Consider the following 16,036-nt stretch of genomic DNA (forward strand, 5'->3'; position numbering starts at 1 on the left):
GGCTTACTGCGCAACGACATAGCCTCGTGCCTGCATGCATGCGCCGTAAGCGGCCCAGTAGCGCGTCATGGGTGGCTCGGGTGCCGGAAGTGGGGGCAGTGCGGCAATGCCTGGTTGTGACGCGCCGGCAGCGCTCGCTGTGGTCGCCGGCTCAGAGGCGGGCTTCTCCGCGATTGCCGCGGACGGCGGCAGTGCCCCAGATGCCGCGTGCCCCGCGTTAGCGGTGCCGGGTGCCGTTGCCGCTCCACTCGCGGGTGCCGCATGTGCCGCCGACGCGGCATTGCTGGCTGTCGCCGCGCCGGGTTGCGTCGCCGAAGCCGTGTTGGGCGCGGCTGGAGCCGTGCCGTCGGGTAGCGCAGGACCACCAGGCGCGGCGGAGAACGTACTCGGAGGAAGCGGCGGACGCGATGGCGCGCCGGTCGAAGACGTCTTCGTTGCCGCAGACCTTGGTGGCGGAATTTGCGACTCGCGCACAGTGTTGACTTTGGTTTCCTTATTCGCAGACGCATAGCACAACGCACTGTCGACGCTGCGCTGATACGCGGTTTGACTTCGAATCGGGTAGATGAGCGGCTGCCACGCGAGGGCTGCGTTGCTAACCGCCAGTAATGTCATCAGGGTATAGGACTTGTATCCCATCGCAGTGGCTCCCGCAGCGATGTTGAGCCGTTAGCCGGCAATTGCACTTCGCGGTGCGTTTTAGTTGCTCGGATCTCGCCGCAAGGCGGCGACTCACTGCCGCGAAGGCTGCTATCTTCAGGGTACCACTCTGGTGCGTAACGTCAGTGCGCTGTGTAACACTGGAAAACGCCATGGTGCAGTCGAATCAGAACAGTCCACTGGGTCCGCAGCCCCGTTGTGGCGGCTGCGCAATATGCGTACTAGGGTTTGCGCGGCGCTAAGAATCGCTCAATCTCACTGGCGATGCGGCTGTGGCGATCGGATTGTTCTACCCGCCACCGCGACGGCCTTATCCGCCGACGAATAAAGCTTTTACATTTTGCAGACACTCGCGAGTCGGGCCTTTCGAAGAGCAAGAGATTCGCGCAAGCCGCTGGCTCCTCGCCGACTGTACGGTTTCTATTGTTACTTATCGAGCCACGCCCCTGCAGTTTTGAAACGTTTATAATTCTCCCGCCGCTACGTTCAGTAATTACTGCAATAGCGCCCCGTTAGAGCCAGTTATAAGTAAGTTTTCCCTCGTTGGTTTCCGATTGGCGCCGCACCGTTGCCGCAGGGCCGCGCTAGCCGCGTAGATGGCGTTGGAGTTTGCCGCTTGCTCTATGTCTGTCGCCACTCTGTAACGTGCGCGACAAACGTTGCATTCAACGACCGCCATTGATCGATGATGAAAAGCAAACTTGCGGAGGTAGTAAGCAACCCTAATTGAATGAATGCCGGAAGATAGCGGCGTTCACACACTGGTGCTTTTGTTTCCCACCGCGCGTAGTACACAGCCGCGCCGGTCTTCGATCGTTCAGCGTGTGATCTCTCAAGACGGACCGCATTGGGTGTGCGCCGTGAAAAGGTGGCGCTTTCCAGCGGGTGCAAGCCCCGCCCGGCAAATGCTCCAGCCGGAAGCAACCGGAGCAGCTATGGAGGCAACGAAATGGCTCAAGCCTCCGGTGATGCGTGTCACAAATTGGTGACAGCGCGAGTGTGCAGGCCGTAACGCGAGTGAACGTCGAGCAAACCTCGAAAAGGTCGATGCGCAGGCCGACCCGACAACCCTATCGGGGAAGGCTGATATCGGGTCGCTCCTTTCGTCGCTGGAGTCAACGTTCGGCCAAGTTTTCTCGCGACTCGTGAAATACCCGCGACTTCGGAAGACTAGAACCACCTTGGCGGTCATGGTCGGCCTTTTGTCAGCGAGTAATCGGGCTCGCAGAAGTCGTTCAATCCGACCTACGCCCGCGGTGCGCATTTCATAGATTTTTGAACAGACCGCCCGCCGCCTTGCGCAATTCGTCGAACTGTGTAACGAGCTGGACGCACAGCACGAAGGCCAACGTCGCTGAAGGCGCCGGGTACCGTTCGATCCATCGCACCATCGGAGACGCGTAGCGCACGCGGATCGAGTCTCGCGTCATTACCAGGGTAATCACGACTCCCAACGCGGCGCCCGCGAGTAAATCGGTCGGATAGTGAAAGCCGAGCCACGCGCGCGGAAGGCAGATGACGAGGGCGGTATAGATGATCGCCATTAGACCGATGCCGCGCCATGCGAGAAAGATACCGGTGGCGACCGCCATCCACAGCATCGCGTGATCGCTCGGAAAGGAGCTCCACGTCGACAGCTGTGCGTCGTTGGTCTCCCCACCCGGAAAGTGCAGATGCAGCTCAGGGTTGAAGACGGGTCGCACGCTGAACGGCAACACATGAGCCAACAGCCTTCCGACGAAAAGCGCCATAAGGCCGCTGAGAAGTGTCGCGAGAACGATTTCCCTCCGCCATTCGCGGCGCTCGTGTGGCTGAAACCACATCCAACACAGAACGGGGATCAGTACGAGTCCCTTGGATGAGTACAGGTCAGTGATGACCTCGATGCTGTGGGTAATGAAATGACCGAAATGTATGTGCGACAGATACGTTTCGATGAATGAATCGAAGTTGGTCATCATGTTTTAATAAAAGCGAGCTAGTTAACCTAGCCTAAAGGATTCGCTGCATCTCATAGTGTTCGCTTTGGTACAGATCTTTTTACTTCGTTTATTTTGTTGCCTTCGATCACTGGGCAGTTCCGCTGCCAACCTGATTTTTTGCTTTCAAGAAGCGCTCCCTTGTCAGCGTCTGTTAAGGGGCGAGTCAATTTTATTTTTAGCGAGCCCGCGTGAACGACGAGCCCCCGGCGTCAGAATAGATGTCGTGTCGCTTGATTCTTAGACATGGTCCGGGGGCGGTAGAATCGGAATGAATGAAAGCCTACCCAGAAGAACGAAAAGAAGCGCTGGTGCGTCGCATGATGCCGCCGGAGAATGCGCCGGTGTCGGCGCTAGCACGAGAAACGGGGATTACCGAACAGACGTTGTAAACGTGGCGCGACAGGCGAAAGGACAAGGGCTGGCAGTGCCGGGCGACGGGAAGAACCCCGAAGAATGGTCTTCGGGCGACAAGTTTGCCGTCGTACTGGAAACTGCCCCGCTCAATGCAGCGGAGCTGGCCGAGTACTGCCGTCGCAAAGGTCTCTACTCCGAGCAGGTTGCTGCGTGGCGAGCGGCCTGTATGGGCGCCAACGCGAACGCTGCGGAGCAGGCGCGCGAGCAACGTCAACATTCCAAAGAAGACAAGCGGCGTATCAAGCAACTCGAGAAGGAGTTGCAGCGCAAGGAGAAGGCGCTGGCCGAAGCGGCAGCGCTGCTGGTTCTCAGAAAAAAAGTCCAGGCGATCTGGGGAGAACAAGAGGACGATTGATCAACGTCCCTGATCGCCTGTTATGTATATCGTTGATCCGCGAGGCGGCGCAGTCGGGTTACCGCCTGGAGCAGGCATGCGAAGAGCTGGGCCTGAGCGTACGCACGTTCCAGCGCTGGGTTGTGATGGCGATGCGGTGCGCGCCGACGGCCGCAGCACGGCATCGCGGCCCGAGTCCAGCAACAAGCTGAGCGAAACCGAACGGCAGCGGATTCTGGAGGTGGCCAATAGCGCCGAATTCGCCAGTTTGCCGCCCAGTCAGATCGTGCCGAGCCTGGCGGACCGCGGCGTGTATCTCGCGTCGGAATCGAGCTTTTACCGCGTATTGCGAAGTGCCTCGCAGCAGCACCGCCGAGGTCGGGCACGGCAGCCATCGTCACGGATGCGCACCAGCCATTGTGCGACAGCACTGAACCAGCTGTGGTCGTGGGACATCACCTGGTTACCGGCGGCGATCAAGGGCAAGTTCTACTACTGGTACATGGTGCTCGATGTGTTTAGCCGCAAGATCGTCGGTCACGAAGTCCAGGAAGCGGAATCTGCAGAACTTGCGTCGTTGCTGATGCGGCGCACGAGTTTGGCCGAGGGCCTGGCGGGACGCCCACTGGTTCTGCACTCGGACAATGGCAGTGCGATGAAGGGTGCGACGATGCTCGCCACGCTGGAAAACCTGGGCGTGGTGGCTTCGTTCAGCCGACCGCGTGTGAGCAACGAAAACCCGTACGCCGAGGCGCTGTTCCGCACGTGCAAGTACAGGCCCGACTATCCGCGTAAAGCGTTCGTGAGCCTTGGCGACGCGCGCGCCTGGACGCAGCAGTTCGTGCGTTGGTTCAACTACGAGCACAAGCACAGCGGCTTGAAATTCGTCACGCCGGCGCAGCGTCATAACGGCGTCGCCAACGCAGTGCTGGCACAGCGTGAAATCGTCTATGCGCGAGCCAAGGCGAACAACCCGCACCGCTGGTCTCGCTCGACCCGCAATTGGAATTGAAGGACCAGGTCTGGCTCAATCCGGAGCATGTGCCCCGAGCCGAACTTAAGCAGTGCGCGTGAAGCGACACGACAACTACGTTGACAAACACCGCGAGCCGGTCGGTCGCATTCCTGCTATAAATGAGATCGACAGCCTTCCGCTGCATCTCGTCGTTCACGTCGATGTATCGCTGCGTCGTCGAGATGTCCCGATGGCCCGAACGACGCGATTTCGATCGGCCCGGGAATCTACTTAATCGACCTGATCTTTGAGGCGTAGATTGATCGAGCCCCAGTGCAATGCCGAGCAACGTGCAGGCGACCCCGCAACATCGTGAGTTGTCGGTTGAACCGACAACTCGCGCCTCGCAACGTAAAAGTTGGTCAAACTCTCCCCGCTCGAATAGTCGGCCCTGAATAATTCGTTCTGGCGGAGGGATAAGTTCAGACGGACGAGGGAACGGAGTTTTTGGAGTTGAGCAAAGCGGCGAGAATCAGGGCGTAAAAAAGCCGCAGCTTGCGCAGGATCATCCGCAGGTTGTGGCCGGCACCGCACAGCACCGCATGAAGCGCATCGCCCAGCGAACCCTTGAGCCAATTGCGATCGAGCTGCCGTCGGCCTTCATGTGCCCGATGGCCGGCTCGATCGCGCTGCGCCGCCGGTTCATCGCGCGCAAGCCGCGCGTGATACCGCGTCGCAGGCCCGGGTGATAGACCTTCACACCATCAACGGCGACGCCCTTGTAGCCGCGGTCGACGACCGCTATCTCCGGCTGAACGTCGCTGAGGATCGCCGCTTGTTCCAACGCTTCGGCCAACGTGTGCCCGTCATACGGATTGCCCGGCATCGAACGAGCTCCGACCACGAGACCTTCCTTGTGCGTCGTCGTGATCGACACCTTCACGCCGAATTCGTACGGCTTGCGTGCTTTGCCTTTGGCCAGGCATTCGACTTCCGGCGCATGCAGCGCATACAGCTTGTTTTTGTCCTTCTGCTTGTGCGTGAGAATCCGCTTCGTGCGGCTAATCAGTTCTTCCAGCGCCGCCCGACTTTGCTGGGCGACGCCGTCCAGTTGGCGCTCGACGTCACGCATCACGCGTCCCACTCGGGAGCGCAACGTGCGCAGCGATTTCTTCATCCGCCTGTATTGCTTCGCATGCGCATAGCGCCCGATCTGGGCCGCCAGACGCGGCGCTTCGCGGTTGTAGTTTTGCCGCAACTGCAGACCGTGCCGGGCGGCAGCCTTCACCAGATGTTCCCGGCAACGTTCGAGCAGCCGTGAATCGGTGGGATGCGCAACTGCTTTTTCCATCACGGTCGTATCGACGATCACCCGCTTCAGGCTCGCAGTCTTGATGACGTTTGCGCGTTTGGCCGCTTCGATGGTCTGCGCCAACAGTTCTTCAACGCCCGCTTCGCTCAGCCGCTTGCGCCAGCGCGTCAGGCTCGACAGATCAATCGGCGGCTTCGTCTGCAAGTACGTCTCGCCGGTGAACACCTGCCAATGCGGATTCTCCAGCCATTGCCGCACCACGTCCTCGTCCGACAGGTCGAAGGCATGCTGCAAGTACAGCAGCCCTGCGATCAGGCGCGGCGAACTCGCCGGCCGCCCTCTGCTCGAGACGAAGCTCGCGCTCATCGCCGCATTCAACCGTTCCCAATCGATCAGATCGGCAAGGGGAACCAACGGATGCTTCAGGTGGATTTGCTCGCGCAGCGGTTGGCGGAAGAAATCTCCCTCTGGCACCGGCGTCTTCGGACCCATCCGCACCTCGTCGAAAAATGCAGGATTCTCGCGCTAATGTGCCAGGTTCCTGCAAATCCCACAACTCCATTTCGGCCTCAAGGCCCTGCGGCATAAGCCGTTCCGAATTGTTCAGGGCCGACTCGAATAGCCGGAATTGGAATCCCAGCGTTCGTTGGAGATGCATCGCGATTGTTTAATTCGGCGGCTACAGTCACTGAGAACGAGCAGACTAGCAATTAAGCTCAATCCGCGGACAATCTCGCAAAAGACGCGCAATGCTGCTACAGCCGCCAATACAGGCCGGACACATAGCAAAGCATCGCGGAAAAAGATGAGCGCCAGTCAGTCCAAATGGACGAGAAAACCGGCGCAGTTTGTGAAGATGGTTAAAACACGACAGGCTAATCGATTAGCCTGAACGGCAATATCACGGCTGCTGAACGCGCCATCTTGCGATTGCGGCCTCGCTCATTTTGGCTCGTGTTTCGGCGGAAAATATTTTCCCCTTCGCAGCTTCGCTGATCTTTTTACGTGTCTCTGCAGAGACTGTTCGCCCTAACTGAACCGCACGCATCTTTTTCAGCGTTTCTTCGCTGCATTTCTACCCGGCGGGGCGGCCTCGCCGCTTTTTTGGAGGCATAGTTACTTGCGCGCTCATGCCTTCACCCACTTGCCCTGTCGGAACGCCTCGACCGTTTTAAGGTTGTTGAATTCTACGATACGTTCACGACGGTGCTAGATGCGGGCAGGTCGAAGGAGTCAAGGTCCGCATCGTACTTTTCAACGGTCTCCGAAATTCTTGACATGCCCACGCCATTATCGCCAAGTTGCGTTTTAAGCCAGTCCGCAATCATGTCGTGACTAGCCAGCGCCATTTTTTCGTTGCGGAACGAACCAATGAAGCGGGCTGGAGAATCGGATACCTGTTCCCATTTGCTTTTAATGTTAGCCATTTTTTATCTTTCCTTTGATGTGAGTTGAACCGCGCCCGACTATTCGGAAGCGCGGTTGATCACCGGAAGGACAGAACAGCGTGTCGTATTAGCGCTCGTTAAACGGTAATAAGTCACGCTGCTCGGTCAGCTTCCGGCTTGGTACTGCTTACATAGGTTTAACTTCATAAGTGCCTCAATATCTGTTTGCTGTCCGCATCATTAACAGGATGACGATTGAGACGGATACTGCTTTTTACATATTGCTTTCATCTAGCTCGTTACTGCCAAGCTGAAGCTTAAACAACACGTCCGTGGCGTCGTCGATAGAGTTGACATAGAGGTAGATGCCTTCAGCGCTGTACGGGTGAAACCGCATTCCTCTCGGGTCGAAACCCCACTTCGAGTCGGAACGAGCCATGAATGGACGCTTCTTCGCTTTTGGATGCTGCTCAACGTGCCACGCCATAATCTGCTCGTAGATCTGCTGGATTGACTTTGGAAACTCGCCGCACATCATCCATGCATCAGTGCGTTCGACATGAAAGCCGACGCTGAACATGCTATATCTTCCCTTGCGGGTGCGGGCGGCGTAGACCCCGGTGGCGTATCTCACGTGTAACTTCTCCGCGCCGGTCGGCGGCAAGCCCGCCTGCTTCACGCACGACGAAGTCATCACGCTGTTCCACGAGTTTGGGCACGGGCTGCACCATATGCTGACGCGCGTCGAGGAACTCGGCGTCTCGGGCATCAACGGCGTCGAGTGGGACGCGGTCGAGTTGCCGTCGCAGTTCATGGAAAACTTCTGCTGGGAGTGGGACGTGCTCACCGACATGTCCGCGCACGTCGATACCGGCGTGCCGCTGCCGCGCGAACTCTTCGACAAGATGCTCGCCGCCAAGAACTTCCAGAGCGGTCTCGGGACGCTGCGCCAGATCGTCTTCTCGATGTTCGACATGGTGCTGCACACGTCCTACGATCCGTCCAACACCGCGCAGAACGTCAACGACCTCGCCCGCGAGATCAACGAGAAATTCCACGTCATTCCGCAAGCGCCGTTCTCGCGCTGGCCAAACACATTTAGCCATATCTTCGCGGGCGGCTATGCGGCGGGCTACTACAGCGACAAGTGGCCCGAGGTGCTCTCCGCCGATGCGTACGACGCGTTTGAAGAAGCTGCGAAGCTCGCAAACGGCTCGGTGCTGAATGCGGAAACGGGCATCCGGTACCGCCGGGAGATTCTCGAAGTTGGCGGCAGCCGTCCCGCGATGGATTCCTTCAAGGAGGCGTTCCGCGGCCGCGAGCCGAACATCGACGCGCTCTTGCGTCATAACGGCATGGCCGGACAGACGCTGCACTAAGCTCGAACCCCGGCCTAGCGCCGGGGTTTTTTGCATCTAGCGCCTGATCTTGAAGTCCACTTCCGCAGGCCGCCCCTCGAGCGTGGCGCGCGCGGCCGGGCTGCGGCTCACCACCTTGCCTCTGCGAATGACCGCCGTGCGCGCCGCGCGAAGGCGGATCGCTTCGATTGGATTTCGCGCGTCGAGCACGACGCAATCCGCGTTGCATCCGACTTCGATTCCATAGCCTTCCAGACCGAGAATCTTCGCGGGATTGACCGTCACCGCATCGAAGCAGGCGCGCATCGCATCGACGTCCGTCATCTGAGCGACGTGCAGCCCCATATGCGCGACTTCGAGCATGTCGCCGGAACCGAGGCTGTACCAAGGGTCCATCGCACAGTCGTGGCCGAACGCGACGTCGATGCCCGCTGCCATCAGTTCGGGCACGCGCGTCATGCCGCGCCGCTTCGGATACGTGTCCGAACGTCCCTGCAGCGTGATGTTGATGAGCGGATTGGCAATCGCCGCGACGCCGGCTTCGCGCATCAGCGGAATCAGTTTGCTGACGTAGTAGTTGTCCATCGAATGCATCGACGTGAGGTGCGAGCCGGTCACGCGCCCGTGCAGCCCGAGCCGATGCGTCTCGGCTGCGAGCGTTTCGATATGGCGCGACATTGGGTCGTCGGACTCGTCGCAGTGCATATCGACGCCAAGCCGCGCTCCGCCGCGAACTCGCAGAGCAGCTTCATCGATGCCGCGCCATCGGCCATCGTGCGTTCGAAGTGTGGAATACCGCCGACGACATCGACGCCCAGATCGATCGCGCGCTTCAGATTGTCGAACGCGCCCAGGCTTCGCAACACGCCGTCCTGTGGAAACGCGACCAGTTGCAAATCCAGGTACGGCTTGACGCGCCGCTTCACTTCGACGAGTGCCTCCACGGCCAGGAGACGCGGATCGCAAACGTCGACGTGCGAGCGAATCGCGAGCAGCCCACGCGCGACGGCCCAATCGCAATACTGAAGCGCGCGCTCGACAATCGCTTCCTGCGTCAACTCCGGGTTCAGCTCACCCCATAGCGTGATGCCTTCCAGCAGCGTCCCCGACGCATTCACGCGCGGCAAACCGTAGGAGAGCGTCGCGTCCATGTGAAAGTGGGCATCGACGAAAGGCGCGGTAACGAGCGAACCATGGGCGTCGATCTCGTCGCGCGCGGTCAGGCTCAGATGCGGCTCGATTGCCACGATCCGCCCTGCTTCGATGCCAATATCCACGAGTGCGGTCGAGCGAACGCGCGCGGCACGGCGAATGATGAGATCCATCTGCAAACCCTCCGACGGTGATTTCTGGCCGATTGTATCGGGCCATAAAAGCGCCGGAACCAAGAGCGGACGCGTATCGAATCGATGCGCATTCCATACGAAACGTTTGCGTTTCGAAACTGGCGCAAATGGCCGAGTGTTTGGCCGAATGACCCCAAGGACATACCTATAATCGATCTCAACAAGAAAAAGCTACGGGAAAACGAGAGCGAAAGGCGCAAATGTTGCCTGTCCAACATACGCTTGCCTTACGCGGTTCGCTTCCAGGCTTTCGCCAGGCGTTGTATCGCAACGGTCGAACGGAACGGCAGTCGCAACCGATCCGTTCGACCGCTTGTTCACCGAATTTCAATCTTGTATTTAGCGATGAACGTGACTGGCGTCGACTGCGTGCGTCCCGCTCACGCGCTCATGCATCCGGTGAGCCGTCGTTTCGATAAGGGTTCAGTAACAATCGTTTGCGCCTCGCGGGGGCGGGGCACGCACGACCCTTGAATTGGACCGCGTAGTCCACTGCACTACCTAGCGTTGCATGGAATCACAAGATCAATAAGTCACGCAGAGACCAACGATGCTTTTCATACGCAACCTCATGTCGTTCCGCAGCCTGACGATGCTCGGGCTCGTGCTGAACCTTTTCATCATGCGGCCATCGGCGCTTGGGGAGCGCTATACCGCGATCGGTGTGGCTATCGCGCCGCTGCTCGCTGCGATGTACCTCTTCCATACGCATCGGCAGAAGCGGTTCACGACGCCGGGATTGCGCGCGGAAACGACGAGCCTGCTCGTGCTCCTGGCCGTCTACTGGCTTTATGTCGCGCCGATCTCCATTGTGCACGGACGCTCGCAGCTCGACTGGACCTTCTACGAAATGGTGACGACGGCCGTCATCGTGTTGTCCTACAGCGCGGTTCTTCTCGATGTCAACGCGAACCGCCTGTTCTTCCGTCAGCTGTGCACGATCGTCGCACTTCTCGGCCTGTCGAGCGTCGTGACGGAATTGCTGACCTTCTGGATCGGCAGCAAGGACGGTCTCTATCTGTTCAGTCTGCCCATCAAGGGTTACGCGGACTACACCGAAGATCCGCGCGCCGCGACCGGAGCGATCTACTTTCCGTTGTCGATGCTCTACAGCGACTACGCATCTGGCACGGTGAAGTTCGACCGCTACTGCGCGTTCTTTCGCGAGGCAGGCATCTATCAGGCCGTCGCGTGCTTCTGCCTCGTTTACGAAGCGCTCACCCGTCGCTCGCGAATTCTGATGGCATGCATGATCGGCGGCATTCTCTGCGCGTTCTCGACACTCGGCGTCGCGCTCCTCGCGCTGTCGCTTGGGCTGCTGTTCACGCTGTCGGCAGGCTCGCGCCGGCGTCTCCTGCCGCGGCTCATCATCACGTGCGCGTTGGTGATGATGGCGTGGCCCGTCGCGCTCTATACGCCGTATATCGGCATCAAGGATAAGGCGCGCACGCACGGCGCATCGATCAGCGACCGTTCCGAGGCGATCGACCGCAGCCTCGCGAGCTTTGCCAACGAGCCGTTCGGCGTGGGCCTTTTCAGCGGCAAGGAGAAGAACGACGGCATCTCGCTGTTGGCGCAGATCAGCATGATCGGGCTGTTCGGTTTCGCTTGCCAGGTGGTGATGCTGTCGGCGTGGCGGCCGGGGACGAAGCCGAACTGGTCGAAAATGGGCGCTTGCGCGCCGCTGTTGATCACCGCGCTCTTTGCACAGCCGATCGCCGGTGCGCCAACCGTCTATGTCATCCTGCTCGCGTATTTGCCGCGACTGCGTCAGGACGCGAAGGACAGGCCGGCTGCTTTGCGTGTCGCGAGAGAGCCGGCAGGCGGCTATGCTTCGCCTGCGCGCGCGCCGTTCGTTTCCATTGCGCGTTCAGACGATCAGATTCCCCGCCTGAACACTATCGCGTGAAAGGCGCAGCGGCACGCGGCATGCCGAGATGACGTTGCCCTGCACCAGACAACGCGATACGACCGTGATGCCTTCGGCGAAGCGGTCGATCGCGTTATTAGCGATGACGGTGTCGATCGTCTCAGCATCCGGAATGAGAATGCCCGCGCTGTCGCCCGGCGCACCGCTGCCTGCGATGTGATTCCCGCTGATCACGACTTTGCGCTTCTGCAACGCGTCGCCGCTTACGCTCGCGCGCGTGCCGACCTGGATGCCGTTGTTGCGCGCGGTCACGTTCACGACGTTGCCGGTGATCGTGATGGCGCCAGTCGCGTCTTCGACGTGCAGCGTGCCGTTCGCGCTCGATACGTTGGACGACACCGTGTTCGCGACGATCGCGATGTCCGTCACGTGAGCGATGTTGAGCGGCAGGTCCATGTTCAGATCGCGCGCCGTGATGGTATTGCCCTGCACGACGACGTTCGAGCACGCGATATGCGGCGTGTTGACGCCGATCGTCGCATCGACACACACGTTCCCCGCGATATGAATATGCGATGACCCGCGACCAAGCGGCGCGCGGCGCACGTCACCCTTCATGCCGGCCTGATTGTTGATCTGCACGCCGTAAAAACAGCGTTCGAACTGGTTGTTCGTCACGAAGAGGCCCGTCAAGCCCGTGCCCATGAACCATGCGCCGAAGATGTTCGACTGCCTCGGCGTCGCGCCCGTCGTTCGACTGACGATGCAGTTGTTCTCGAAACGCTGATTGCGCGCGTCGTTGACGATGTTGAGCACGCCGTGCATGTCGGTCTTGCTCGTGTTCGACAGATCAAAGGTCACGTCGCGCACGAAGCTGCCGGTGCCGCCCCATTCGAAGGCCGCGCCGCCTTGCGCGCCGTCGATCGTCGCGATGATCGTGGCGCCGCCGCCTTCCGTGGATACACCGCGCGTGTAGATGCCGCGCGTCACGCGGTACGTCGCGCCGCACAGCGCCACGGCCGGGCCGCGTCGCTGCAGCGCGTGCTCGTAGGCCGCGTTGAGCGCGGCGGTATCGTCGGCGTGGCCGTCGCCTTTTGCGCCGAACGCGAAGGGCGTAATGATGTCGGCGTTGGTGCGTGATGTCGGCGCTGCGGCGCGTGCTCCGACGGTCATGTCGATCGCGCCGAGCGCAAGGCTTGCGTGAACGAGAAAGCGTCGGCGGCTTGGGAACGATGTCATCGGATCAGAGCGTGAGCGGCAACGATGGCCGAGTTTAGCGTCGCGCCGGGAGATCGACCGTGCGGGATCGCACACCGCCGGAAAGACGCGAAGCGCGTCTGTTCGCCGCCCCTGGCGTTATCATTCCGCTTCGATCGACCGTCACGCCATCACTTTCCGCCGTCCAATGAAAATCGCCACCTGGAACGTCAACTCCCTCAGCTTCTTCGCAAGCCGTGTAGTAGCCATGTGACGCAGGTCGTGGAAGTTGAAGTCATTAATACCTGCACGCTTTATTGCCCTCCACCACGCACAATCCACCGTATAGTCGCTGACCGGAAATACACGTTCGTCAGTACGTGGCAAGGTGCTGATTATCTCGACGGCACGACTGCTCAACGGCACAAAACGTGATCGACCATTCTTGGTAATGGGAAGGAACGCGACACGCTGTTGAAGATCAACGTCCTTTCACAGCAGAGACAACAACTCGCCACGTCGCATTGCAGTTTCCAGAGCAACCTGCACAAGCGGCACCAACACTTGTTTCTCCACATATGGCCGCTCGGACCTAATGCTCCGAGCAGTAGGTCTAATTCCTCTTGTTTGAGAATGCGACAACGACCGGGTGGCAAACGCGGCTTCTTAACAAGCTTGACGGGATTAATGACCTTCAAGCCCCACTCGCGTTGAGCGTGAGTAACCACCCCGCACAAGGTTGCCAACTCTCTACACACGCTTGCGTTCGAAGCCACCTTCAGGCGTTCGTCTCTGTAGTTTGCAAGTATGCTGGCTGTGAGATTCCGCATACTGTATTCCGCAATGGGATGCCGCATGAGTTTGCTAATGCGGAACTCTTCGCTGCGCCTGCTGCGCTTTGTTTGCTTTACGGAATCTTTATAGCGCTTTAGAAGCTCGCTGAGCTTCCCCTGAAATTTCGCGTTCCAGCAGGTCGCGTATAAACTCGACCGAAAGGAAGGAAAGACGAAATGTTCAAGGTACCGCACCAGGTGTACACGGCGGAGTTCAAGGAAGCCGCCGTGCAACGAGTCAAGGACGGGCAAGGCATAAGCGCCGTGGCCCGCGAGCTAGGCATGTCGATGCAGACTTTGCGCAACTGGCTCAAGGCTTGCGAAGCAGGCAAGCTGAACGGCCCCGGGGCGAAGGTCGTCACGGCAGAACAGATGGAACTCTCGCGCCTGCGAGCGGAAAACAAGCGCTTGCAGATGGAGCTGGAAATCGCAAAAAAAGCGGCGGCGGGTTCAACCGGTCGCTGCAACACCTTCTGGTCTAATGTCGGCCCAGGAGGACAGGTAGGTGAATCAAAAGAGAAGGTGCGGGCTATCGCCTGCGCAAAAGACGTTGCTGTGGCAAAGATGGAAAGACGGTGAATCGCTCATGTACGACGTCGGCAAGATTCTCGCTGTCGGTGGTGCGCCAAGTTATGAGCAGTCGAATGCGACTTCGAATGCCACGCTCATCGATATCAGTACCGGCACGGCGACCGCCACCGCGCTGCCTCCGATGAGCTATACGCGGGCATTCAGCAGCAGCGTTGTGTTGCCGAACGGGCAGGTCGTCGTGGTGGGCGGACAGGCGTTTGCGCAGCCTTTCTCGGACGACACTGCGGTGCTGACTCCGGAGTTGTGGGACCCGACGACGAAGGTCTTCTCGCAGCTCGCGCCGCAAGCCGTGCCGCGGACGTATCACAGCGTTGCGCTGCTGTTGGCGGATGGCCGCGTGCTGAGCGGCGGCGGTGGATTGTGTGGCGGCTGCGCGACTAACCACACAGACATTGAGATCCTCACACCGCCGTACCTGCTCAATGCGGATGGATCGGCTGCCACACGGCCGATGCTCAGTAACGTGCCGGCCGATGCACAGCTCGGTACTTCCATCGCCGTGAAAGCCAGCAATGGTGTCAAGGCATTCGCGTTGATGCGTTTGTCGTCCAACACGCATGCTGTGAACAACGAGCAGCGACGCGTGCCGTTGAGTTTCACGGTAGGCACGGCTGGCGAATTCATTCTGAAGATTCCGGCCGATCCCGGTGTTGTCGTGCCGGGCACTGGGCACGTTGCGTGCGCGTGGCCCATTGGCCGACTTGCGAAGGGCAGCGGGGCGAACATGGTTTATTGCTTATGCGGTGCGTGCTCGAGCATCGCATCGGCGATTCGATCATTGCCGTTTTCCTTCAGCGCTTCAGCCGCGCCCTCAATGTCGCAAGCGTCCTTGTTCTGGCTTAGCTTGCTCTTGCCCACGAGCCGGGTGATCTCGATCTCCAGGCCGACAATCGCTTTGAGCATGGTGTCGATATATTCGCTCGGCGCATCTCCCATTTTCCACGGGCGAGGCTGCCCCGCCTCGTGTGTGCGAGTCAGGCGCGCCACGACGCCGCGCACGTATTTTTCGTCGTCGCGAATCGTGATGCGGCCATGCGCGTGCACCACCACGTAGTTCCAGGTGGGCACCTGTCTGTGCGTTTCGTGCTTGCTCGGATACCAGGTCGGCGAAATATAGGCATCGCCCGCACGAAAGACGACGAGCACTTCATCGCCGTTGGCCACGTCCTGCCACAGCGAATTGTTCCGCGCTACGTGCGCGTGCAGGACGCCGAATTCGCCTTCTTCCGGCGCAACTTCGAACGGAATGTGATTCGCGTCCAGACCGCTCGTGCCGTGGGTAATCAGCGTGCCGAAGGGGTTCTGCGCGATGAGCGCATGGAGCACGTCTTTGCGCGCTTCGTTGAAATGGGCTGGTACGTACATGGCTGCTCCGTTGAGTTTCTGTGCGCAGTGTGCGCCGAAACTCGTTTGGCCTGTAGAGCCAGCTTCGATCAATTTCATCAGGCCAGAGCCGGAGCGTGAACGGCGTTTGTTCGACGGCCTTGCGACTGGCCTGCTCTACCGCAGCGCGCGGAACTCCCGGCACGACTGGATGCCGGTGTTGCTCGGAGACGCGGTGCGTCCCAACAATTGCGTGCCGTTCGGTGTGAACGGGAGGGCGATTCCTTGCCGGGGCGCGCTTCGCCATGTCGGTGCCGATTGCCCCCGTGGCGCCCGCCGACATCTGGCGGCGGCTCGGCAGCGGGCTTGTGCGCGAAGTGGCGGCATTCCCGCCGGTTATGACGACCCGAAGGGTACGAGGCCGTTGCGCGAGGCCATCGCTCCGCCCCTGCGCAGGTCGCGCCGGTGCGCAG

Annotated in this window: 8 protein-coding genes and 6 pseudogenes; 5 read left to right on the top strand and 9 right to left on the bottom strand. The window is 59.8% G+C overall.

Annotated elements, in window-relative coordinates; translation table 11 throughout:
* Positions 1–3 precede the first annotated feature (3 nt).
* Entirely contained in the window at positions 4–639 is a 636-nt protein-coding gene (locus RW095_RS38085; protein WP_317020821.1) for a hypothetical protein, read from the bottom strand.
* Between the two features lie 1,286 nt (positions 640–1,925).
* Positions 1,926–2,618: a phosphatase PAP2 family protein gene (locus RW095_RS38090; RefSeq protein WP_317022811.1), complete on the bottom strand. Its 693-nt coding sequence runs from the start codon at positions 2,616–2,618 to the stop codon at positions 1,926–1,928.
* A gap of 296 nt (positions 2,619–2,914) precedes the next feature.
* On the opposite strand from RW095_RS38090, the pseudogene RW095_RS38095 reads away from it, so the two are divergent.
* Positions 2,915–4,464, top strand: a pseudogene (locus tag RW095_RS38095) (IS3 family transposase).
* A gap of 363 nt (positions 4,465–4,827) precedes the next feature.
* On the opposite strand, the pseudogene RW095_RS38100 reads toward RW095_RS38095, so the two are convergent.
* From RW095_RS38100 to RW095_RS38110, 3 genes and pseudogenes are all read right to left on the bottom strand, one after another.
* Positions 4,828–6,149: pseudogene (locus tag RW095_RS38100) on the bottom strand (IS5 family transposase).
* Positions 6,150–6,844: 695 nt separating this feature from the next.
* The gene (locus RW095_RS38105; RefSeq protein ID WP_317020822.1) at positions 6,845–7,084 is read right to left on the bottom strand and encodes a hypothetical protein; all 240 of its coding nucleotides are present in this window, start codon (positions 7,082–7,084) and stop codon (positions 6,845–6,847) included.
* Positions 7,085–7,319: 235 nt separating this feature from the next.
* A complete protein-coding gene (locus RW095_RS38110) occupies positions 7,320–7,679 on the bottom strand; it encodes a hypothetical protein (RefSeq protein ID WP_317020823.1) in 360 nt (119 codons plus the stop codon).
* On the opposite strand from RW095_RS38110, the pseudogene RW095_RS38115 reads away from it, so the two are divergent.
* Positions 7,660–8,424: pseudogene (locus RW095_RS38115) on the top strand (M3 family metallopeptidase); the annotation flags it as partial. The gene RW095_RS38110 and the pseudogene RW095_RS38115 overlap by 20 nt on opposite strands.
* Before the next feature lie 36 nt (positions 8,425–8,460).
* Here the strand turns inward: RW095_RS38115 and RW095_RS38120 are convergent.
* A pseudogene (locus tag RW095_RS38120) lies at positions 8,461–9,728 on the bottom strand (amidohydrolase family protein).
* A 571-nt stretch (positions 9,729–10,299) separates the two neighbouring features.
* On the opposite strand from RW095_RS38120, the gene RW095_RS38125 reads away from it, so the two are divergent.
* On the top strand, positions 10,300–11,658 hold the full coding sequence (locus tag RW095_RS38125; protein ID WP_317020824.1) for an O-antigen ligase family protein: 1,359 nt from the start codon (positions 10,300–10,302) through the stop codon (positions 11,656–11,658).
* Here the strand turns inward: RW095_RS38125 and RW095_RS38130 are convergent.
* The gene (locus RW095_RS38130; RefSeq protein ID WP_317020825.1) at positions 11,620–12,858 is read right to left on the bottom strand and encodes a hypothetical protein; all 1,239 of its coding nucleotides are present in this window, start codon (positions 12,856–12,858) and stop codon (positions 11,620–11,622) included. The genes RW095_RS38125 and RW095_RS38130 overlap by 39 nt on opposite strands.
* A gap of 141 nt (positions 12,859–12,999) precedes the next feature.
* Positions 13,000–13,269, bottom strand: a complete 270-nt coding sequence (locus tag RW095_RS38135; RefSeq protein ID WP_317022813.1) for a tyrosine-type recombinase/integrase — start codon at positions 13,267–13,269, stop codon at positions 13,000–13,002.
* Positions 13,270–13,826: 557 nt separating this feature from the next.
* Here RW095_RS38135 and RW095_RS38140 point away from each other — a divergent pair.
* Positions 13,827–14,090: pseudogene (locus RW095_RS38140) on the top strand (transposase); the annotation flags it as partial.
* Between the two features lie 130 nt (positions 14,091–14,220).
* Positions 14,221–14,904, top strand: a pseudogene (locus RW095_RS38145) (galactose oxidase-like domain-containing protein); the annotation flags it as partial.
* A 65-nt stretch (positions 14,905–14,969) separates the two neighbouring features.
* Here RW095_RS38145 and RW095_RS38150 read toward each other — a convergent pair.
* On the bottom strand, positions 14,970–15,605 hold the full coding sequence (locus RW095_RS38150) for an FMN-binding negative transcriptional regulator (RefSeq protein ID WP_317022815.1): 636 nt from the start codon (positions 15,603–15,605) through the stop codon (positions 14,970–14,972).
* Positions 15,606–16,036 lie beyond the last annotated feature (431 nt).

This window comes from Paraburkholderia kirstenboschensis (assembly GCF_032806925.1).
GTDB classification, from domain to species: Bacteria; Pseudomonadota; Gammaproteobacteria; order Burkholderiales; family Burkholderiaceae; genus Paraburkholderia; species Paraburkholderia kirstenboschensis.